Below are 22,579 nucleotides of genomic sequence, written 5' to 3' on the forward strand. Positions count from 1 at the left end.
TTCGCCGAAACGAGGGCGGTGCTGTTGACATGCCTGTTCGGGCTTTGTAAAACCATAGACTGCTATGGGGGCTTTCCCGTGGATTTGGAAGGAAATAAGTAGATGAGTAAGCAAACAGGTAACCTTTATATCGCCATGCTCAGCATTCATGGTTTGATTCGGGGCAAGAATCTTGAATTGGGGCGTGATGCCGATACCGGCGGGCAAACTCTCTATGTACTCGAGTTGGCCCAAGCCTTGTCTCTGCAACCCGGGGTGGAACGGGTGGATTTGTTTACCCGTCGCGTTGCCGACGAGAATGTCTCGAAGGAATATGCTCAACGTGAAGAGATATTGTCGGACAAATTGCGAATTGTGCGTATCGATGCCGGCCCTGATGAATACATCCATAAAGAGCAATTATGGGATCATCTGGACGGTTTTGCCGATAATGTCGATTGTTATTTCAGGGAACAAGGGATTTTCCCGGACATCATCCACAGCCATTATGCCGATGCCGGCTGGGTCGGCGCCCATCTGGCCAATTTATTGGGCGTGCCATTGATCCACACCGGCCATTCATTGGGACGGGTCAAACGTTTACGCTTGCTGGCGAGCGGCTTGACTAACGATGAGGTGGAAACGCGCTATAACATGGCACGGCGGATCGAAGCCGAGGAATTGGTCTTGGCCACGGCGGAACGGGTCATCACCAGCACCCATCAGGAAATCGAGGAGCAATACGAGCTTTACGATTTTTATCAACCACAGCAGATGCGGGTGGTGCCGCCCGGCACGGATCTGACCAAATTCACTCCGCCGAACGGCGATGAATTGCAGTCCCCTCTCCACGCGGAAATTTGCCGCCATTTAAAGCATCCGGATAAACCTATTGTTTTGGCGCTGTCCCGACCCGACAAACGTAAAAACATTACCATGCTGGTCGAGGCTTATGGCCAGTCTTCCAAATTGCAGGAACTGGCCAATCTCGTCATTGTGGCGGGCAATCGCGACGATATCGATGACCTGGAGGAGGGCGCCCAGGAAGTGTTTTATGAATTGTTGATCGCCATCGACCGCCATGATCTATACGGCAAGGTGGCCTTGCCCAAACATCACCAGCGCGATCAGGTGCCGTTGATCTATCGTATCGCCGCGGCCTCGGGAGGCGTGTTCGTCAATCCGGCATTGACCGAACCGTTTGGCTTGACGTTGATCGAGGCGGCCGCGTCCGGATTGCCCGTCGTCGCGACCGAGGATGGCGGACCGCGCGATATTATCGGTAATTGTCATAATGGTTTTTTAATCGACCCGTTGGAAGCGGAAAGTATCAGCAGGGCTTTGGTGAAAATATTGATCGACCCGGAACGGCATCATCGCTATGTTGAACAAGGCTTGAACGGTGTCCGGGAAAACTATTCGTGGAATGCCCATGCCAAACGCTATTTGGAGCTGATACGGCCTATCGCCGAGCGTTCCGAGCAATTGGTTCGCGAACCCGTCGAACGTCGGCCTGGTTTGTATGCCGATCGCGCCATCGTCAGTGATCTCGACCAAAATCTGATTGGCGACGATCAGGCTTTACAGGAATTCATTGCCGTGTTGCGGCAACAGAAAAAGGTGTCGAAGTTTGCTGTCGCGACCGGTCGGCGTCTTGATTCCGCCTTGAAGTTGATGAAAAAACATGGCATTCCCGAGCCCGATATTCTGATCACCAGCGGCGGCACCGAGATATATTATGCGCCAAAGCTGACGGCCGATGTTTCCTGGGCAAAACACATCGATTACCATTGGACACCGCATAAGGTCAGGCAGCTATTGGACGGTTTTCCGGGATTGGAAAGACAACCGAAAGAGGAACAAAGCCGGTTCAAATTGAGTTATTACATCGACCCCGACATTGCCGATCTCGAGGAGATCAAGCGCTTATTGCACCAAGAAGAACAATCGGTGCATGTGCAAATAGCATTCGGTCAATATTTGGACATCATGCCGCTAAGGGCTTCGAAAGGGCTGGCGTTGCGTTATGTGGCGGATCGTTGGCAGTTTCCTTTGGAACGTATCTTTGTCGGCGGCGGTTCCGGGGCCGATGAAGACATGATGCGTGGGAATACCTTGGCGGCGGTCGTCGCCAACCGGCACCATGAAGAGTTGTCGCAATTGGTGGACGTTGAACGTATTTATTTTGCCGAACGCCCGTTTGCCGGCGGGCTGTTGGAAGCACTAGACTATTACGATTTTTTCAATACTTGTAAAGATCCAAAGGACAAGCGAGAGTCTCATGAGTGATCTACGATTGTTATTATGTACCGACATGGACAGGACGGTCATCCCCAATGGCAGGCAGCCGGAGCATCCGGCGGCACGGCGGCGTTTCGCCGATTTTTGCAACCGGCCCGAAGTCACGTTGGTTTATGTTACCGGCAGGCACCGGACCTTGGCACAGCAGGCGATCAAAAACTATGTGCTGCCTGAACCGGATTATGCCATTACCGACGTAGGCACGAAAATTTATCGGGTCATCGATGAGCAATGGCAGACTTGGGAGGATTGGGAGCAGGAGATCGCAAAGGACTGGCATGGCAAAAGCTATCAAGATATCAAACAACTTCTCGATACTGTCCCTGGCCTGAAGCTACAGGAATTGAGCAAACAAAATACTCATAAAGTCAGTTACTATCTGCCGCTGCACATGGACACGCTGGAAGTAATGGACCACATGAACGACAGTTTACAAAAAGAAGGCATCGCGGCCAGCCTGATCTGGAGTGTGGATGAACCGAAGAGTATCGGTTTGCTGGATGTTCTGCCGCGTAATGCGACCAAGTTGCACGCCATTGAATTTTTACAGCGGCAATTGGGTTATCATTTAAATGAAGTGCTGTTCGCCGGCGATAGCGGTAACGACCTGCCGGTGCTGATCAGTGCGATTCCATCGGTGTTGGTCGCCAATGCCGCGGACGAGGTGAAAGAGGAGGCCCGACAATTGGCGCTGCATAACGGTCACGAACAGGCATTGTATGTTGCCGAGGCCAGCGGTTTGAGCATGAACGGTAATTACGCGGCCGGGGTTTTGGAAGGCGTGTGGCATTTCGCGCCGGGTTTCCGTGATATGTTGCAACAAGGTGAGGCCTGATGAATAACGAGCGCAGACAAGTTTGGATTTTTGGCGAGGTGTTATTTGACTGTTTCCCTTCCGGGGAGCAGGTGCTTGGGGGGGCGCCGTTTAACGTCGCCTGGCATTTGCAGGCCTTGGGCGACCAGCCCCGCTTCATATCGCGGGTCGGAGACGATGATCTGGGCAAGAAAATTTTCCAGGCGATGGGTAAATGGGGGATGGATGCCGCCAATGTTCAGGTTGATACGCAACACCCGACCGGACAAGTTGAAATCAATATCATAAACGGCGAGCCGCACTATACCATTACCCCGGATAGCGCCTACGATTTTATCGACGCCGCAGCTGTCGAGGAGCCGCCCGAAAAAGGCATTTTTTATCACGGGAGTTTGTGCTTGCGCAACCAGGTTTCGCGCCGGGCTTTTTTTGAGCTGGCGCAACGGCCGGAATTGGAGATGTTTCTGGATGTGAATCTGCGATCGCCATGGTGGCGGCAAGAGGAGGTTTTCAGGTGGTTGGAGCAGGCGCGCTGGGTGAAACTGAACGAAGACGAATTGCGGCAATTGGGATTCGTGGAAGCCGACATCGAGAAGGAAATGGGGGCGTTTTTGTCGCGTTTTCAATTGGAGCAGTTAATAGTCACGCGTGGCGGTGAGGGCGCGATGGTCGTGACCGCGGACGACGAGTTCCATCATGTGGTGCCGGAGGCGGTTGACGAGGTCGTCGATACGGTGGGGGCCGGAGACGCTTTTACGGCCGTCTATATTCACGGTTTGAATTGTTCCTGGCCTGTGCCTGAAACCCTGCAAATGGCGCAACGTTTCGCCAGTGCCGTCATCGGGCAACGCGGGGCGATTTCGACCGACATTGATTTTTACCGGCATTTTGTTGATTGATTGCCGATTTGGTTTTCTTGCGAGAAGCGTAGAGGGCTTCCGCATGCACTTATTCATATTGCATCTGTTACTATCAGTGAAACCATTGGTGTGAGCAGAGACTGGATAACTTTGGAAAAAGGATTATGTACGAACAGGTTTCACATTCTTTACTCAACGATATTCTCAATCGATTAGAAACCGATATCTCCAAACAAGATCTGCGCCATTTCTATACCCGCCTTGGCGCCAATTTCTATGCCATTCACTCCTTGTTTCAGCGATTGTACGGGGATCGCGCCGATTTCGAGGACCAGGCGCAACGTCTGGTCGAAACGATGGCCCGGCAATATATCAAACGGCCGAAAAAACTTCGGCAACTCGATATCGAAAGAGAAAAGGACCACAATTGGTTTTTGCATCAGAAATGGGTCGGCATGGCGCTTTACAGCCAGGGTTTTGCCGGCGATCTCAAAGGTGTCCGCGAGCACTTGGGCTATTTTCAGGAATTGGGTGTCAACCTGGTCCATATCATGCCGATTATGCGCTGTCCGGAAGGGCGTAGCGACGGCGGTTATGCGGTCAGCGATTTTCGCCAAATCGACGAACGCGCCGGCTCTTTGCAGGACTTACGAAAATTGGCCATGGATATGGGGGAGCGGGAAATCCTGCTGGTATTGGATGTCGTGGTCAACCATACCTCGGACGAACACGAATGGGCGCAGCGGGCGCGGGCCGGCGACCCGGTTTATCAAAATTATTATTACACGTTCAAGACGCGAAATGTGCCGGATATGTTCGAACAGAGCATGCCGGAAATCTTCCCGGAAACCTCGCCGGGTAATTTCACCTGGGATGAGGAGATGCAGCGCTGGGTAATGACGGTGTTCAATGATTACCAATGGGACTTGAATTACAGCAATCCGGCGGTGTTCATTGAAATGCTGGATATCTTGTTGTATTGGGCCAACCAGGGGGCGGATATTTTACGCCTGGATGCGGTGGCTTTTTTATGGAAGAAGATCGGCAGTATTTGTCAGAATGAACGGGAAGCGCATTTGATTCTGCAATTGATGAAGGATTGCTGCCAGGTGACGGCCCCAGGCGTCGTATTTATTGCCGAAGCGATTGTCGCGCCGGTCGAGGTCATCAAATATTTCGGCGAGGATGCCGTCATCGCCAAGGAATGCGAGATTGCCTATAACGCAACTTTCATGGCCTTGCTATGGGATGCGGTGGCGACCAAGAACGCGAGGCTTTTGAACCAGGGGATCAAAAGCCTGCCGGTCAAACTGGAACGGGCGACCTGGCTCAACTATGTGCGATGCCATGACGATATCGGCCTGGGCTTCGATGACAGGGACATCGTGCTGGCCGGCTATGATCCGCCCAGCCACCGCAAGTTTTTGATCGATTATTACACCGGCCAATTCAACCATTCCCATGCCCGCGGTCTTCCGTTCGGGCACAACGAAAAAACCGGGGATGCGCGTATTTCCGGTTCGCTGGCTTCATTGGTCGGGTTGCAATATGCGTTGGAGTCCGGCGATGCCGACGCCATTGCCGACGCAATTAAGATTATTTTATTGCTGCATAGCATGATACTGGCTTTTGGCGGCATCCCCTTGCTTTATTATGGCGATGAAATCGGCACCTTGAATGATGATTCTTATATGAATGATCCGCATAAGGCGGGAGATACCCGATGGGTGCATCGGCCGACTATTGACTGGGATAAGGCGGCGCGGAGAAATGCAAGCGGCACGGTCGAATACGAAATTTTCAGCGCGCTGAAGAGGATGATTGCCGTGCGCAAGGAAATCGCTACTTTTGCCGATTTCAACAACCGCGAACTCATTGAGGTGGAGAATCCTCATTTGTTTATTTTTGAACGTTATAACCTCAATAAACAAAGCGAAAACGTATTGGTGGTCGCGAATTTCGACAGTAAACCGCAATCGCTGAAGCTCGAGGATATCGCGCATTGGTCCGAACCCCAATATGGCCAGTTGATAGACTTGTACAGCGGACAGTATCCGGATATTTTCAATAATACCTTAGTAGTGCCCGGCTTCGGTTTTTACTGGTTGAGCGAGATGCTCTAAACGGGCCCAGCAAAGCAGTAAGAAGGCCGGGTATTGTCTGATTCCCGGCCTATTTCAGGATAGTCATAGACCCTGGCCAATAGATCGTCCGGCCTCTTTTTTATCCATCAGTACCCTCGCTTCGTGTTAAAACTCAATAAACTCGTGTCTTTTTGTTTCGCTTGAATGAACTACACTTGCTATTGATCGATTTCATTGGAATCAACAGGCCGCTTTAACTTGAGATTAAGGATTTTATCGTGCGTGATGAATTATTTGTGGCAAGGTTAGGAAATTTTGTTACCCGGCATCCCTGGTGGGTGATTTTGTTCACGTTATTGTTGGTCGGCGGGCTGGCTGCCGGTGTAGCCCGTTTAACTTTCAAAAGCGATTACCGGGTCTATTTTAGCGAGGATAATCCCCAGTTACAGGCGTTCGAAGCCATACAGAACGAATATAACAAAAGCGATAATGTGCTGTTTGTCGTCGAGCCTCGTGATGGCGATGTGTTTACTCCCCGCGTCCTTCAGGCCATTCAGCTGTTGACGGAGAAAGCCTGGCAGATTCCTTATTCCAGCCGCGTCGATTCCATTACCAATTTTCAGCATACCGTCGCCGAAGGGGACGAGCTGGTGGTTGCGGATTTGGTTTCTGACGCGCAAAATTTATCTGCCGAGCAGATCCGGGCAATCAGAAATGTGGCCTTGAATGAGCCTTTGTTGGTCAACAGGCTGGTTTCCAAAACCGGCCATGTCTCAGGAGTCAATGTCACGGTGCAGTTGCCCGGCAAAAGTAACAATGAGTTTGCCGAGGTAACCGATTTTTCCCGGAAAATTGCCGCCGATATAGAAGAAATGTACCCGGAGATCAAGTTGCATCTGACCGGGGTTGTGATGATGGGGTATGCTTTTAGCGAACAGGCCATGAATGATAACACTTTATTGGTTCCCATCATGTACGGCATCGTTGTGTTGGCATTGTTGCTGTGTCTGCGCTCTTTCATCGCCACTATCAGTGTGGTCATCTTGATCGTTTTCTCTTCTCTGGCGGCCCTGGGAGCGGCCGGTTGGCTAGGTTGGTTCCTGACATCGACTTCGGCGGTTGCACCCATTATTATCCTGACATTGGTTGTGGCCGATAGCGTGCATTTTCTGGTGACGATGCTGCATAACATGAGGGTCGGCCATGAAAAGCATAAAGCTATTCGGGAAAGTTTGCGGGTTAATCTGCAACCGATCGCATTGACCAGCATTACCACGGCGATCGGCTTTTTAAGCATGAATTTTTCCGATTCGCCGCCATTCTGGGATTTGGGCAATATCGTGGCGATAGGCGCAATCCTGGCTCTGCTTTTAACGCTGACATTTTTGCCGGCCCTGATGAGTGTATTGCCCGTCCGAGCCAAAGTCGAAAAAGAAAGCCATCATCCTGTTATGTCCGTGTTTGCCGATTTCGTGGTTCGGCAGCGTAAGGGGCTGTTAGCAGGCAATCTCTTGTTCTCGCTTGTCTGTTTGTCGTTTTTGCCGCTGAATGAATTGAATGACGAATTTGTAAAATATTTCGATCAATCCGTGGCATTTAGAAATGCCACGGACTTTCTCAACGAGAATATGGGAGGTATTTATACCTTCGAGTATGCGATTCGTGCCGGCGATTCCGGAGGAATTAATGAGCCGGCATTTTTGCACGATTTGCAGAAATTCAGAGATTTCTTGTTGCAGCAACCCGAGGTGCGCCATGTCAATACCATTACCGATACCTATAAACGCTTGAACAAGAGCATGCATGGCGATGATCCGCAGTGGTATAAATTACCCGACGCCAGGGATTTGGCGGCGCAATTTTTATTGATGTATGAAATGTCCTTGCCTTATGGCCTGGATTTGAACGATCAGGTCAATATGGATAAATCCGGTACCCGTATAACCGTGACCATCGACACCATGAGCTCCAATGAAGTGCTGGCGTTGGAACGGAAGGTTAACAATTGGTTATCAAGCAATATGCCGGATATCCGGTTCGATGTTTCGAGTACCGATCTAATGTTTGCTAATATCGGGAAGCGGAATATTACCAGCATGCTAAGGGGGACCGTTCTTGCCCTGGTCATGATTTCCTTTATTCTGATTTTCGCATTCCGATCGATTAGGCTAGGCCTGATCAGTTTGATTCCGAATTTATTGCCGGCGGGTATTGCCTTCGGCTTGTGGGGCATTTTTTATGGCAAGGTAGGTTTGGCACTGTCGGTTGTAACGGGGATCACATTAGGTATCGTTGTCGACGATACCATTCATTTCATCAGTAAATATCGCAGGGCCCGGATTGAGATGGACTTGGACCGGCAGGAGTCCGTCCGTTTCGCCTTTTCCACGGTGGGAATGGCATTGTGGATTACATCGGTCGTCTTGGTCTGTGGCTTTATTGTGCTGAGTTTTTCGCATTTTACGATGAATTCGGAAATGGGGCTGATGACCGCCATCACTATCGCCTTCGCGCTGATCCTCGATTTTTTGTTATTGCCTCCATTATTGATGACATTAGACCGAAAATAGCCTGTCTTTTATCTGCTATATTTTTGCAATGAGCTATATCGATTTTCCGGGACACGTTATGAAAAAATATTTGTTATTAGTTGTATTGGTTTGTTGGCAGCCATCCTTGCAGGCTTTGACGCCTGAGGAAAAAGGGCTGGAAATTGTCCAGGAGATGGATCGGCGCGATACCGGTTTCGGCGATACCGTTGCCGACATGAAAATGATCCTGATCAACCGCAGCGGCGACGAAAGTGTTCGTGAATTAAAGATGAAAACGCTGGAAGTCATTGGCGACGGCGATAAGAGTCTGAGTGTGTACAGCAACCCCAGGGATATCAAGGGAACCGCTTTCCTGAGTTTTACTCATGCCTTGGAAGCCGATGAGCAGTGGTTATATCTGCCGGCCTTGAAACGGGTGAAGAGGATATCTTCCAGTAATAAATCCGGCCCCTATTTGGGTAGCGAATTTGCTTTCGAAGATTTAACCTCGTTCGAGGTAAAGAAATTCAGTTATAAATATTTGCGCGATGAAGTGTATGACGGCATCGATTGTTTTGTCGTCGAATTTTACCCGCAGTACGAACATTCGGGATATACCCGGGAAATTGCCTGGATAGACGAGTCCCGTTATATTCCCTTGCGAATCGATTTTTATGACCGAAAAAATGCATTATTGAAAACGCTGGAAAACAGGCAGTATAAGCAATACCTCAATCAATTCTGGCGGGCCGATGAGGCAATAATGACCAATCATCAAACCGGTAAAAAAACAAAACTGTTGTGGGAAAACTATCAATTTAAAACCGGTTTGTCGGATAGGGATTTCGACCGCAATACTCTGAAAAGAGCGCGATGACAGTAACTTCTGTATGTACTATTTCCTTGACGCTGCCGGCGCCATTATCCAGTCCTCTTGCCTGAATCATCTGACTTAAAATGTCATCTTCTAAAGATACTCCGCCATTAATCGCGCATGTTATCTACAGTTTAGGAGTGGGAGGACTGGAGAACGGCGTCGTTAATCTGATCAATAGAATCCCGGCCGATCGATTCCGGCATGCCGTGATTTGCCTTAAAAATTCGACCGATTTCAGTCAGCGTCTGCAACGTAAGGATGTTGCCATTTACGAATTGAACAAAAGGGAAGGCCATGACTGGAAGTCGTTCCTCAACATGTATCGCTTATTGCGTCAATTGCGGCCGGCTATTGTCCATAGCCGTAATCTTGCCGCCCTCGAGTATCAATTACCCGCATTTTTGGCGGGAGTGAGATATCGCATTCATGGCGAGCATGGCTGGGATGTTTTCGACCCGGAAGGGAACAATAAAAAATATCAATTATTGAGAAAAACATTCGGCGTGCTGATACACCGTTTCATTCCGCTTTCCCGGCAATTGGAAGACTATTTAGTCGATAGAGTCGGTATTTCTGCGGTCAAAATTTTTCGAATTTGTAACGGCGTTGACACGGAAACGTTTTATCCTGCTACCGGTAAAGCGCCTTTATCCCATTGCCCCCTGTCATTCCACGGAGACCAGGTCCATATAGGAACGGTTGGCAGGATGCATGGCGTTAAGGACCAAATGACATTGGTGAAGGCATTTGTCCAATTGCTGAGCGATCATCCTGAATTCGAACGCAGGACTCGGTTGATTTTGGTCGGCGAAGGGCCAATCCGCGAGCAGGCGAAAACCTATCTCGAGGAGCACAAGCTGGACCATTTGGCTTGGTTGCCGGGCGAAAGAAGCGATGTCGCCGAGATTATGCGTAATCTGGATATCTTTGTTTTACCTTCCCGGGCCGAGGGAATTTCCAACACCATCCTCGAGGCGATGGCGACTGGTTTGCCGGTGATCGCAACGAATGTCGGCGGCAACCCGGAACTGGTTGTCGAGGGGGTCAGTGGAAAATTGGTGGCGAAGGAGGATTTTCGGGCATTGGCCGCGGCTCTCGCCGATTACGTCAATGATCCGGAAAAAAGGCGGATACAGGGTCGAAATGCGCATCGAAGGGTGTTGCAGGAATTTTCGATGGCGGCAATGGTTGAAAAATATATGGCTGTGTATAATCGAGATTCGGACGGCCACAGCAATTAACGGCATAAAACAAGGCCCAGCAGACAGGACATGACATGTGTGGAATTGTAGGTATATTCGATCTGAAGGAAAAACGCGAGATCAATCGGGAATTGCTTTCTAAAATGAACGAGAGCCAATTTCATCGGGGACCGGACGAAGGCGGCTTGCACCTCGAACCTGGCCTGGGGTTCGGTCACCGGCGTTTATCGATCATCGATCTCGGCAGCGGGCAACAGCCGATGCTAAATGACGACCGCAGCGTGGTATTGACTTATAACGGAGAAATCTACAATTTTCTGGAATTGCGCAAGGAATTGGAAGGTTTGGGTTATCGTTTCAAGACCCATTGCGACACCGAGGTGATTTTGCTCGGTTGGCAAGCCTGGGGCGAAGCCTGCGTCGAAAAGTTTCGCGGCATGTTTGCTTTTGCCGTTTGGGATAGAAACCGGGAAATGCTGTTTTTGGCCAGAGACCGCCTTGGCATCAAGCCGCTGTTTTATGCGGAATTGAACAATGGCCAGTTTATTTTTTCCTCGGAGCTGAAAGCATTAAAGCAGCATCCGTTGCTGCCAAGGGAATTCGAGCCTACCGCCATCGAAGAATATTTCGGTTTCGGCTACATCCCGGAGCCGAAAACGATCTACAAGAATGTTTACAAATTGGAGCCGGGCCACACGCTGACGTTAAAGCGAGGACAAGTTGCTTACCAGCCACGGCAATATTGGGATGTCCGTTTCCGGGAGCAGCCATTCAATTCGGAACAGGAGGCGGTGGAAGAATTGCTGGCCCGCTTCGAGGAAGCCGTCAAAATTCGTATGATGGCGGATGTGCCGCTTGGGGCTTTTTTATCGGGCGGAGTCGATTCCAGCGGCGTTGTCGCAATGATGGCGCAAAATTCAACCGATTCGGTCAATACTTGTTCCATTTCCTTCGGCGACCCTAAATTTAACGAATCTCAATATGCGCAAATGGTGGCCGAGCGTTATCGCACTAGCCATCGGGTCGAACAGGTCGATCCCGACGATTTTCAATTGGTCGGCCAGTTATCGGGGATTTACGACGAACCGTATGCCGACAGTTCGGCATTGCCGACCTATCGGGTTTGCGAATTGGCTAAAAAACAGGTGACGGTGGTACTGTCTGGCGACGGCGGCGACGAAAACCTGGCGGGCTATCGGCGTTACCGCTGGCATACCTATGAAGACCGCATGCGTTCGGTCATGCCCGATGTATTACGCAAACCTTTGTTCGGTTTCTTAGGCCAGGTCTATCCCAAAGCCGATTGGGCCCCTAAGATTTTTCGCGCCAAATCCACGCTGGAGTCGATCGGCCGGGATTCATTGGAAGGTTATTTCCACAGTGTTTCGGTTAACTCCAACAGTATCCGCTCAGCCCTGTTCAGTGAAAAACTGAAAAAAGAATTGCAGGGTTACCAGGCGGTCGAGGTATTCAGGCGCTATCAGAACAATGCGCCTAGTGACAATGCTCAGTCCCTAGTACAATATCTGGACATTAAAACGTATTTGCCGGGCGATATTCTGACCAAGGTCGATCGTGCCAGCATGGCGCATGCCTTGGAGGTTAGAGTGCCCTTGTTGGACCATCAGTTGGTCGAATGGATGGCAAGCCTGCCGCCCGGTTTTAAATTGAAAAACCGGGAAGGCAAATATATTTTCAAGAAGGGATTGGAGAAATATTTGCCTAACGATATTTTATACCGCCCGAAAATGGGTTTTGCCGTGCCGCTGGGCAGTTGGTTTAAAGGTCCTTTGAAAGAGCAGGTCAGACAGTCCCTGCTGGGCGAAACAATGACTGATTGCGGTTTGTTCGATCGACAATTTTTAACGAAAATGGTCGACCAGCACCAAAGCGGGTTACGGGATTACAGCGCGCCGATTTGGTCGTTGTTGATGTTCGAGTCTTTTTTGAAAAGTGATCGGATATTACCCTAAAGTACAATATATATTTATTGTTTTTCCTGGTAAAATTGCTTTACTTCACATATTTAACAGGTGGTCGCTATGCATAGTCAGCGTGAAGATAAAAAAAATGAAGTTGAAAAGGAACATCAATCAGCCGAATTCAACAGCTCGCGGAGAAAGCTAACTAAAGCAGGCATTATTTCACCTGTTATCATGTCTCTTTCCAGCAAGCCCGTGTTCGCGCAAATCACCTGTACTCAGTCGGGAATGTTGTCAGGCAATGTATCTGTTAATTATGATGCTGAATGTGATAAGCCCGGCCTTTCGAGGCAATATTACATTGACGAGTTAACTAATATTCCCCCTAGACCAATTTGTGCCCAAGGTAGCAATATAGACGAATCGCAGGTGTTATTTAGTGATGTTTTTAATCCAGCGCTCCGTATTTTTGAGGACACTCCGACATTAGGGAATGTAATTTTAGGGGAAGCTACCATAATAGATCCCAATGGTACTGGCAATGGCCAGTTCTATTGCGAGACCGTGGGGAATAACGAGGATAAGAAAGCTCAAGAAGAAGCTTATTTAGCAGCGTTATATGATGCGGCTAAAGAATCTGTGGCGGCAATATTTAATGCTCGGATTTTACCTTGGTACGAGGCGAATGCTGAGACAGAGGCAAATATAATTAATTTGTTTAATTCCGCGTCTGGAATTACGGCATCATCGTTGGACTCAAATAACAATAATCAACCGTCATGCTCAAGTCTTGTTGGAAGCACCAATGACGAAACTACTCTATTAGGGTTGGTAAACTATTTATCTTCGTTTAATAATTCCAACTAGTTAATGATCTGCTTAAAGATTGATTAAAAGGTATTGCTTAAATTGTCGTATTAGTCACCGCCAGCTTGACAGTGATTTTGTTGTTTATTCGGGAAACAGTCGGGAAACGCTGATTGTTAATAAACTGACATACGAGTTAATTGTGTTCTTGTCGGAAAAAGAGCGAAATTATCACGAGATATTGGAGTATTTGGCAATTATTAACAATGGGTTCGAAAGACAAGAATTATCGGAATTTGTTGATAAAACGTTAAAGTTATTTGCTGATAATGGAATATTAGGTTCGTGTTAGGCATACATAGTTCTTTTCATATCACAGATTTGCGGATTATTATGCTTAGAGAATCTCTCTGCTTGAATATCGATCCTTTCGTTGTTAGGCTTGAATCCAATATATCCGCAGTACTTCAATCGGTAAAATTACTCTACAAAAGCCATCAGTTTCAAGAATATATATCCCCAGTTTTTTGCGATTTTCATATTAAAGTCGATAAGGTAAAAAATTTAAGGTATTTCTACAAACCGCAGGTGCAATTCTATTTCGATGGCGTCGCCCCTTTTAAACCTCTACCTTTCTCGCAAGCCTACCCGTTTTTTGAATGGGGCCTAAATTGGTGTATAGCCAACCACACGTTTCAATATCTATTGATTCATGCGGCGGTTGTGGAAAAAGATGGTCAGGCGTTAATCATGCCGGGGCAACCGGGTGCCGGTAAGAGTACGCTCTGCGCGGCCTTGGTTTGCACCGGTTGGCGGTTGTTGTCAGATGAGATGGCAATGATTGATATGGAGAGTAAAGAACTAATCCCCATCGTCAGGCCCGTCAATTTAAAAAACGAGTCGATTTCGCTAATCAAAACCACCTTTCCAAAGGCTGAGTTCGGGGAATCTTTTTTTGATACTCTGAAAGGAACCGTTTCTCATATGAGGCCGCCTGTGGATAGCGTACGAAATGCAGCTAAGCGTACGGTGGCCAAGAGAATCGTCTTCCCGCGTTTCGACCGAAGCGCGAATGCAATCTCTTTGAAGTCCTTATCCAAAGGACCAACATTGCTGAGAGTGGCTGAAAATTCGTTTAATTACAATGTTCTTGGAAATCAGGCGTTTAATGCGTTATGTGACGTGATTCAGGATTGCCGGTGCGATGAGCTGATCTATAGCGATCTGAATAAAGCGCTAGAGTATTTTTCCAAATAAACTATGATTTGATTTTACTCGCTTATCAAGTGTCCCTTCTTGTAATTGATCCGTATTTGTTCACCGATAAATGACGAAAAGTAACAGACCGCTGCTGGTGTCCGTTTTAATTGACCCTAACGCGACCAGAAATCTCGATTTATCGCAGTGGGATTTATTAATAAGACAGGCAAGAAGGGCTGGAGTATTGGCGCGGTTAGGGGAGGCTTTGAACGATGCGAATCTATTGCCTAGCGTCCCTCAGCAAGCGATAAAACATCTTCGTTCGGCGCAGATATATGCCGAGCAATTTAAACTTTCATTGCGCTGGGAAGTTTCCTGCCTGGAAAAAACCTTTGATCAGCTCGATATTCCTCTCGTTATTTTGAAAGGGGCTGCTTACGAATTGGCCGAAAATCGAGCGGCTACCGGTAGAGTTTTTTCCGATGTCGATATTCTGGTCTCGAAAAATAATTTGGCGCAAGTCGAAAGAGCGATGATGCGGGCGGGTTGGATGCCTGGGAAAATAGATAAATACGATAATAAATATTATCGTAAATGGATGCACGAAATTCCGCCTCTGACCCATGTTATCCGGGGAACTACGATTGATGTGCATCACAATATACTGCCGGAAACATGTCGACTTTGCCCAAATGCCGACAAATTATTCGAGCAATTGGAACACGTTGAAAATAATGTTTTCGTCTTATCGGGAGTGGATAGGGTTTTACATAGCGCGACACATTTATTTCATGAAGGCGAATTGGATCATGGCTTTAGGGATCTTTCTGATTTAGATCTATTGATTAAAGAATTTTCTGTTCGGACTGATTTTTGGGATAATTTATTGGAACGTTCTTATGATTTAAACCAACAATTACCATTGTTTTACGCATTGCATTATTGCCGATTGATATTGGAGACCCCAATTCCGCAAGAGATTATTTGCAAGTCGGAAAAAATAGCGATAGGGAAGATCAAACAAACAATGATGGATTTCTTGTTCTTAAGGGCCTTACTCCCCGATCATTCGAGCTGTAATGATCGTTGGACCGGTTTAGCGCGCTTTCTTTTATATTTAAGGGCGCATTGGCTCAGAATGCCGCTACACTTACTGATACCCCATTTACTTAGAAAAAGTTGGATGCGTCTATCAGGTAAACGCAATAACAAAAATAAATGAAAATACTGCATATCCTGGATCATTCCATACCGTTGCACAGCGGTTATACCTTCAGAACACGGGCCATTTTGGAGCAACAAAAAAAACTCGGATGGGAAACCTTTCATGTCACATCGGCCAAACATAACGTTGCCGAACACAGCATCGAGGAAATAGACGGCCTGACGTTCTATCGCTCCGAGATTCCAAGCGGTTTTCCGGCCGCATGGCCGGTTTTCAATCAATGGGCGATAGTAAAGTCGCTGGAAAAGCGCCTCGCTGAGATCATTCCGGAAATAAAGCCCGATATTCTCCATGCCCATTCTCCCGCTCTGAATGGGTTGGCGGCCTTGGCCGCCGGCAAAAAATTTAAACTCCCTGTCGTTTACGAATGCCGGGCATTCTGGGAAGACGCGGCGGTGGATCATGGCACCACATTCGAAGGCAGCATGCGTTATCTGTTGACGCACGCCTTGGAGACCCACGTGTTTAAAAAAGCCGATGCGGTGACCACGATTTGCGAAGGGTTACGTAACGATATCATTGGCCGCGGAGTGCCGGCGAATAAAATAACCGTGATTCCTAATGCCGTCGATATCGATAAATTCAGTTTCGGCCAGCCAGCGAACCAGGAATTGAGAAAAGAGTTGGATTTGACTGGTTGCGTCGTTTTGGGGTTCATCGGTTCTTTTTACGCCTATGAAGGGTTGCCCTTGTTATTGGAAGCCTTGCCAAAAATTCTTCGGCACCAGCCCGAGGTCAGGTTGTTGTTAGTAGGAGGCGGGCCGCAAGAAGAATTGATCAGACAAAAAACCAAGGAATTGGGCTTGGGGAGGCATGTGGTTTTCACGGGCCGGGTGCCGCACGATCAAGTGCAGGAATATTATAACCAGGTCGAGATCTTTGTTTATCCTCGTCTCCCGATGCGTTTGACCGAGCTGGTAACGCCGTTAAAGCCATTGGAGGCGATGGCCCAAGGCCGGCTGGTCGTGGCATCCGATGTGGGGGGGCACAAGGAATTGATTGACGACAGGAAAAACGGTTATTTGTTCAAGGCCGACGATGTCGATGCGCTTGCCGACACGCTATTGAATCTGCTCGAACGTCGAAGCGAATGGGAAAGTGTGCGTGAGCGAGGCAGAAAGTTTGTCGAACAAAAAAGGAATTGGCCGGGTAGCGTGGCGAACTATGAGAACATTTATCGTCGATTGGTTGACCAGAAGAAACATTAACCCAGCTTTGCCAAGGTAGTGTCATAAAGCCATTTTTCATTATTTGTCAATGTCTTACTGATTTTAATGACAAGACTGGGTCAACAGTTTGTATTATAAGCATTTAAAAGGGATTGATTCCCGGGAGACTAAAAGGAAAATCGTATGAAAGTGACAGTTTTTGGCTCCGGATACGTCGGCCTGGTGACGGGTATTTGTCTGGCGGAAGTGGGCAACGACGTGGTTTGTATCGATGTCGACCAAAACAAAATCGACAATTTGAATAAAGGCATCGTGCCGATTTACGAGCCAGGCCTGGATGAGATGGTCAAGGCCAATATGCAGGCCGGGCGGGTCAGGTTTACCACCGATATCGAAGAAGCAGTCAATCACGGTGTTTTTCAGTTCATCGCCGTTGGGACGCCGCCGGATGAAGACGGTTCGGCGGATTTGCAGTATGTGTTGGCCGTGGCCAAATCGATCGCCGAGCACATGAACGAGTATCGTATCGTCATCGACAAATCGACCGTGCCGGTGGGAACGGCCGATAAAGTCAAGGAGGCGATTCAGCAAACGCAGAAAGAACGCGGTGTCGATATCGATTTCGATGTGGTTTCCAACCCCGAATTCCTAAAGGAAGGGGCGGCCATCAACGATTTCATGAAACCCGACAGGATCATTGTCGGAACCGATAACCCAAGAACGGCGGAATTGTTGAAAGCGCTGTACGCCCCCTTCAACCGGAGTCACGACCGGGTGATCACCATGGACATCCGCTCGGCGGAATTGACCAAGTATGCCGCCAATGCCATGCTGGCGACAAAAATCAGTTTCATGAACGAATTGGCCAATTTGGCCGAATTATTAGGCGCCGACATCGAGCAGGTCAGAAACGGCATCGGCTCGGATTCCCGCATCGGTTATTCCTTTATCTATCCGGGCTGTGGTTATGGCGGTTCTTGTTTTCCAAAAGATGTCAAGGCCCTGGAGCGAACGGCGCAACAAGTCGGCTATAAAGCCGAATTGTTGAATGCGGTGGAAAATGTTAATGACAAGCAAAAGATGGTTCTGGTCAATAAAATTAACAAACATTACCGCAATAATATCGAGGGCAAGACCTTTGCCTTGTGGGGATTGTCGTTCAAACCCAAAACAGACGATATGCGTGAGGCGCCCAGCCGGGTGGTCTTGGAAACCTTGATTGATGCGGGTGCAACGGTCAGGGCTTATGATCCGGAAGCGATGGAGGAAGCTAAACGAATATATGGCGACAAGGCCGGCCTGTTACTGACCGATAGTCCCGAGCAGGCGTTGCAGGGAGCCGATGCCCTGATCGTGGTAACGGAATGGAAAGAATTCTGGAGCCCGGATTTCGAGCTGATGAAAAATAGCTTGAGAGACGCCGTCGTATTCGATGGTCGAAATCTTTACTCGCCCGACTTGATGGGACGAATGGGATTGCAATATTACGCGATCGGACGTGGGCACAGCTAAGAAAATTTGATGAAACGTCCCGGCATCATCGTTTTTTCATCTCTGTTTCCCAGCGCTAAACGGCCGGGAGCAGGTTTGTTTATCCGGGAGCGTATGTTTCGGGTCGGTGAGCATCTGCCCATCGTTGTGGTTTCCCCGGTTCCCTGGTTTCCGTTACAAAACCTCATCCGCTATTGGAAGCCGAATTTTCGGCCTCAACCGGCTTCGATGGAAGAACAAGACGGCGTTAAGGTTTTATTTCCGCGTTTTTTCTCTATTCCAGGATTGTTAAAGGCGTGGGATGGTTTTTTTATGGCTTTGGGTTCATGGTTTTTGCTGCGTAAATTAAAAAATCAGTATGGTTTCGGTCTCATTGACGCCCATTTCGCCTATCCCGATGGTTATGCCGCTTCGTTGTTGGGGCAATGGTTGAGAATGCCTGTCACCATTACATTGCGAGGGACGGAAGTCCCTCATGCCAAGGAAGCGGGCAAACGCAAACGCATAGTGAAGGCTTTGAATAGGGCCTCTCAAGTGTTTTCGGTCGCCGGTTCCTTAAAAAATCATGTCGTCGCGATGGGTGCCGATGAGAACAAGGTTGAAGTCGTCGGGAACGGTATCGATATCAACAAATTCAATCCGCTCGACAAAAAACAGGCTAGGGAACAACTAGGTCTGCCTGAAGCGGCAAAAGTCATTGTCTCGGTTGGCGCGCTCGTGGAACGAAAAGGATTTCATCGTGTGCTGGAGTCGATGCCGGGATTACTGGAACAATTTCCCGGTCTTATCTATTTAATCGTCGGCGGAGACAGCCCGGAAGGCGGCATACGCTCACGTCTGGAAGCGCAAACGGCGTCATTGAACTTGCAAGAACATGTCCGTTTCCTAGGCGCGTTACCGCCGGAGGAATTGAAGCTCCCTTTGTCCGCCGCCGATGTATTCGTATTGGCAACGGCCAACGAGGGCTGGGCCAATGTCTTTTTGGAGGCGATGGCTTGCGGGTTGCCCGTTGTTACCACCGATGTGGGCGGTAATCGGGAGGTCGTCAATGGCCCGGAATTGGGCGTCATTGCCCCTTTTGGCGATCGCGATGCCCTGGCCGGTGCGCTTGTCGAAGCATTAAAACGCGATTGGGACAAAGATAAAATCATCGACTATGCCAAAGCAAACCAATGGGACAATAGAGTCGCCGTATTGGTCAACCACTTTCAGCGAATTTTAAACAATTAACCGAATAAGCATATTTGGCAGGTATCCGGATAAACGTCTTGAAGCCGAGTTATCGCATTTTTCTTTGTCGAAGGGACAACCAGGGAAGGGTGTTTCTCGATATGAACCACACGAACTGTTGAATCACTATGAGTTTTCTATCTGGCTGGGTAAATACCTCAATCAACGACCAAGGGTCGAGAGACCTGTTGCAGCGCCTTGCGGCCTCCATGGCAGGGAAACAACCCGCGGTAGACATTAACACTTCGGAATTTCACTCGCTTTGTTCGGAGTGCGATAAAACCCATAACGAACAAGGGCTCATTTTCGTCGATGTCAGTGAGGGAGGAAATAATCCGAACCGTTCCCAAATCATTTCCCGCTATCGGCAAACGGGGCGGAGTTTTCTGACGGATTTCGCGCCGCAATTGCCGTTCATCCTGATTGACGAGCAGCGGCGGACATTGATTTTGGCCACCGACCCCATCGGTATTTCGCATATTTATTATGCCCTTACTCCTTCCGGCCTGGTATTCGGCGGTTCGGCCGATCGGGTGATTGTCCATCCGGACATCGGTTCGGAGATTTCGGAGCAAAGTGTCTATGATTACGTGTATTTCCACCATTGCCCCAGCCCGAACACCATTTATCGCCAGGTGAAAAAACTGGAGACCGGTCAAGCCCTGATCTATCAGGATGGCAAGGTGGAACTCGAATATTATTGGCAACCGGAGTTCAAAGAAGATTCCCAGTTTAATACGGAGGATGCCGCGGAACGGTTAAGGTATAGCTTAATTGCCGCAGTGAAACAGCAAGCCGATAACGTCGACAATACTGGAGCATTCCTAAGCGGGGGATTGGACAGTTCCAGTGTCGCTGGAGCTTTAGCTCAGGTATTCCCAGGTAAGGCTCGGACTTTTACGATGGGGTTTCCTGTGGAAGGGTACGACGAAATCGAATACGCTCGCGAGGCCGTAAAACATTTCAATACTCAGCAATATGAGTATTATCTGACGCCCGACGATTGCGTCTCTACAATTCCCGCCATTGCCGCCTACTATGACGAGCCGTTCGGCAATTCCTCCGCCTTGGCGGCTTATTTTTGCGCCAAAATGGCGAAAGAAAACGGCATTGATGTTTTGCTGGCGGGTGACGGGGGCGACGAAATTTTCGCCGGAAACGAACGTTATGCCAAGCAACTGTTGTTCGAAAAATATTGGCGGCTCCCCGCCGTTGCCAGGAGCGTTTTAAAAAACGGCCTTTACCACCTCCCCGGCTTATTGCTGAAGAATAAGATTCTGTTCAAGGCCAAACGCTATGTCGAACAGGCCGAGGTGACCCTGCCCGATCGTTTGCAGGATTACAATTTCCTGCATCGGCATGCCGCCGCTGAAATATTCGCCGATGATTTCGTGCAACAAATCGATACCGGTTTGCCTTTACAGACCTTACGCGATTGTTATCGCCGTCCGGGGCAGGCGACGGCATTGAACCGCATGCTGTTCATGGATTGGAAAACCACCCTGCATGACAACGACCTGGTCAAGGTCAACAAAATGTGCGAAATGGCCGGCGTCGAAGTACGTTATCCGATGTTGGATCCTCAAGTGGTCGATTTGTCCTGCGCGGTTCCTTCCGAAATCAAGCTGAAAAACGGCCAGCTACGCTGGTTTTATAAGCAAGCCATGCGCGATTTCCTGCCGGAACGAATCATCAATAAATCGAAGCATGGTTTTGGCTTGCCTTTCGGGATTTGGTTGAAAGACCATCAACCTCTGAAAGAATTGGCCTACGACAGCATCCACGCGCTGAAAAAGAGAGGATATTTCCGGACCGAATTTCTCGATCACGCCGTACACATGCATCAGACGATTCATGCCGCCTATTATGGCGAATTGATCTGGATTTTGATGATGCTGGAGCTTTGGTTTCAAGCGAAGCAAAGCAAGCGTTCTTGATTCTGGAGCCTTTCAAGAAGGCGCTCTTACGCCATTATTTGTCATTCCAGCCAATCAAGCAAAGACCGTTTGGCGTTCGATTCAGCTAAAAAACACATCCCTGTGTTTGAGTTTGCGTTGTCAGGAGAGGGAGGGTATTAACCCGAGGGGTAAGACGGGTTAATAATGCGGAGTTCCTGACACGCGGGGGGTTAGCCGAAAGAGTCCCTTCGTTCGGATTAGAATTTATAGCTGATATTGGCCTGCAGGTTATGGGTAAACAGGTTATTGCCGGTTTTTTTATCCACAAATTGCCCCATATAGCCCAGGTCCAAACCGACATGGTCGGTTACCTGGTAACTCAAACCGCTGAAAATCCGGTTTTCGGTGAAGCCTTGCTTGCCCCAGTCGGTTTGATTCATATAAAACATGAATTCATCGCCAAGATAGGCGCTCAACCCCTCCAAAAAGGGCAGGTCATGGTTGACCTGGAATAATTGCCGCGAACGATAACCCTCGTTGCCGGTGGTCTGGTTGATCCGGTCCTCGAAACGGGTCCGGCTGGTGAATTTGAAATCGCCCAAGGCCTGGTTCCAGACAAAATCGACGTAAGGGCGGCTTTCCTGGTATGACGCTTTATTTAGCGGGTGTATCCAGTCGTGGGTATAACCCAACCATAACGACGCATTTTTGTTCAATTGGTAGCCGATCTGGCTGAACAGCAGGTTTTCGGTGAAGCGCGAGCCATTAGGCGAGTCCTCGCGGGTCCGGCTCTGGTTCATGATCAACCAATGGAGTTTATCGAGCTTGGGCGACAGGGCCTTGAAATCGCCTTTCAGGGTCGCCGAGCCCCAGACCCCGAACATGTCGTTCTGGTCTGCGGCCTGAGCGGAGATGGAATGTGAGGCGGCCAATACCGCACCGGCAATAACAGTCCTTTTGATGTTTTTCATAGAGTTACCTTCTTTTGC

General features: G+C 48.8%; 16 protein-coding genes. 15 read left to right on the forward strand and 1 reads right to left on the reverse strand.

Annotated features, from left to right (window positions below):
• Positions 1-102: 102 nt before the first annotated feature.
• From EP25_RS0116790 to EP25_RS0116860, 15 genes are all read left to right on the forward strand, one after another.
• Positions 103-2,268, forward strand: coding sequence for an HAD family hydrolase (locus EP25_RS0116790; protein WP_031434965.1), 2,166 nt, complete (start codon positions 103-105; stop codon positions 2,266-2,268).
• The gene (locus EP25_RS0116795; protein WP_031434966.1) at positions 2,261-3,115 is read left to right on the forward strand and encodes an HAD-IIB family hydrolase; all 855 of its coding nucleotides are present in this window, start codon (positions 2,261-2,263) and stop codon (positions 3,113-3,115) included. The genes EP25_RS0116790 and EP25_RS0116795 overlap by 8 nt, the downstream gene beginning before the upstream one ends.
• Positions 3,115-3,993 (forward strand): carbohydrate kinase family protein, encoded by an 879-nt coding sequence (locus EP25_RS0116800; RefSeq protein ID WP_031434967.1) that lies wholly within the window; start codon positions 3,115-3,117, stop codon positions 3,991-3,993. The genes EP25_RS0116795 and EP25_RS0116800 overlap by 1 nt, the downstream gene beginning before the upstream one ends.
• A gap of 125 nt (positions 3,994-4,118) precedes the next feature.
• Positions 4,119-6,077, forward strand: coding sequence for an alpha-amylase family glycosyl hydrolase (locus tag EP25_RS0116805; protein WP_031434968.1), 1,959 nt, complete (start codon positions 4,119-4,121; stop codon positions 6,075-6,077).
• A 239-nt stretch (positions 6,078-6,316) separates the two neighbouring features.
• On the forward strand, positions 6,317-8,608 hold the full coding sequence (locus tag EP25_RS0116810) for an efflux RND transporter permease subunit (RefSeq protein ID WP_031434969.1): 2,292 nt from the start codon (positions 6,317-6,319) through the stop codon (positions 8,606-8,608).
• 58 nt (positions 8,609-8,666) lie between these two features.
• Positions 8,667-9,446 (forward strand): outer membrane lipoprotein-sorting protein, encoded by a 780-nt coding sequence (locus EP25_RS0116815; protein ID WP_031434970.1) that lies wholly within the window; start codon positions 8,667-8,669, stop codon positions 9,444-9,446.
• An 80-nt stretch (positions 9,447-9,526) separates the two neighbouring features.
• The gene (locus EP25_RS0116820; protein WP_031434971.1) at positions 9,527-10,687 is read left to right on the forward strand and encodes a TIGR03088 family PEP-CTERM/XrtA system glycosyltransferase; all 1,161 of its coding nucleotides are present in this window, start codon (positions 9,527-9,529) and stop codon (positions 10,685-10,687) included.
• A 35-nt stretch (positions 10,688-10,722) separates the two neighbouring features.
• Positions 10,723-12,621, forward strand: a complete 1,899-nt coding sequence (locus EP25_RS0116825; RefSeq protein ID WP_031434972.1) for an XrtA/PEP-CTERM system amidotransferase — start codon at positions 10,723-10,725, stop codon at positions 12,619-12,621.
• 69 nt (positions 12,622-12,690) lie between these two features.
• Positions 12,691-13,437, forward strand: a complete 747-nt coding sequence (locus EP25_RS0116830; RefSeq protein WP_031434973.1) for a hypothetical protein — start codon at positions 12,691-12,693, stop codon at positions 13,435-13,437.
• A gap of 354 nt (positions 13,438-13,791) precedes the next feature.
• A complete protein-coding gene (locus tag EP25_RS0116835) occupies positions 13,792-14,634 on the forward strand; it encodes an HprK-related kinase A (protein ID WP_235185929.1) in 843 nt (280 codons plus the stop codon).
• A gap of 70 nt (positions 14,635-14,704) precedes the next feature.
• Entirely contained in the window at positions 14,705-15,799 is a 1,095-nt protein-coding gene (locus EP25_RS0116840) for a nucleotidyltransferase domain-containing protein (RefSeq protein ID WP_031434975.1), read from the forward strand.
• Entirely contained in the window at positions 15,796-17,010 is a 1,215-nt protein-coding gene (locus EP25_RS0116845) for a TIGR04063 family PEP-CTERM/XrtA system glycosyltransferase (RefSeq protein WP_031434976.1), read from the forward strand. Before EP25_RS0116840 ends, EP25_RS0116845 begins: the two co-directional genes overlap by 4 nt.
• Positions 17,011-17,154: 144 nt before the next feature.
• Positions 17,155-18,483: a UDP-glucose dehydrogenase family protein gene (locus EP25_RS0116850; protein ID WP_031434977.1), complete on the forward strand. Its 1,329-nt coding sequence runs from the start codon at positions 17,155-17,157 to the stop codon at positions 18,481-18,483.
• A 9-nt stretch (positions 18,484-18,492) separates the two neighbouring features.
• The gene (locus EP25_RS0116855) at positions 18,493-19,692 is read left to right on the forward strand and encodes a glycosyltransferase (protein ID WP_031434978.1); all 1,200 of its coding nucleotides are present in this window, start codon (positions 18,493-18,495) and stop codon (positions 19,690-19,692) included.
• A gap of 128 nt (positions 19,693-19,820) precedes the next feature.
• Positions 19,821-21,629, forward strand: a complete 1,809-nt coding sequence (locus EP25_RS0116860) for an asparagine synthetase B family protein (RefSeq protein ID WP_031434979.1) — start codon at positions 19,821-19,823, stop codon at positions 21,627-21,629.
• 218 nt (positions 21,630-21,847) lie between these two features.
• Here EP25_RS0116860 and EP25_RS0116865 read toward each other — a convergent pair whose 3' ends face one another.
• Positions 21,848-22,561, reverse strand: coding sequence for a DUF2490 domain-containing protein (locus EP25_RS0116865; protein WP_084191071.1), 714 nt, complete (start codon positions 22,559-22,561; stop codon positions 21,848-21,850).
• Positions 22,562-22,579 lie beyond the last annotated feature (18 nt).

Origin of the sequence: Methylomarinum vadi (genome assembly GCF_000733935.1) — a bacterium.
Classification (GTDB): Bacteria; Pseudomonadota; Gammaproteobacteria; order Methylococcales; family Methylomonadaceae; genus Methylomarinum; species Methylomarinum vadi.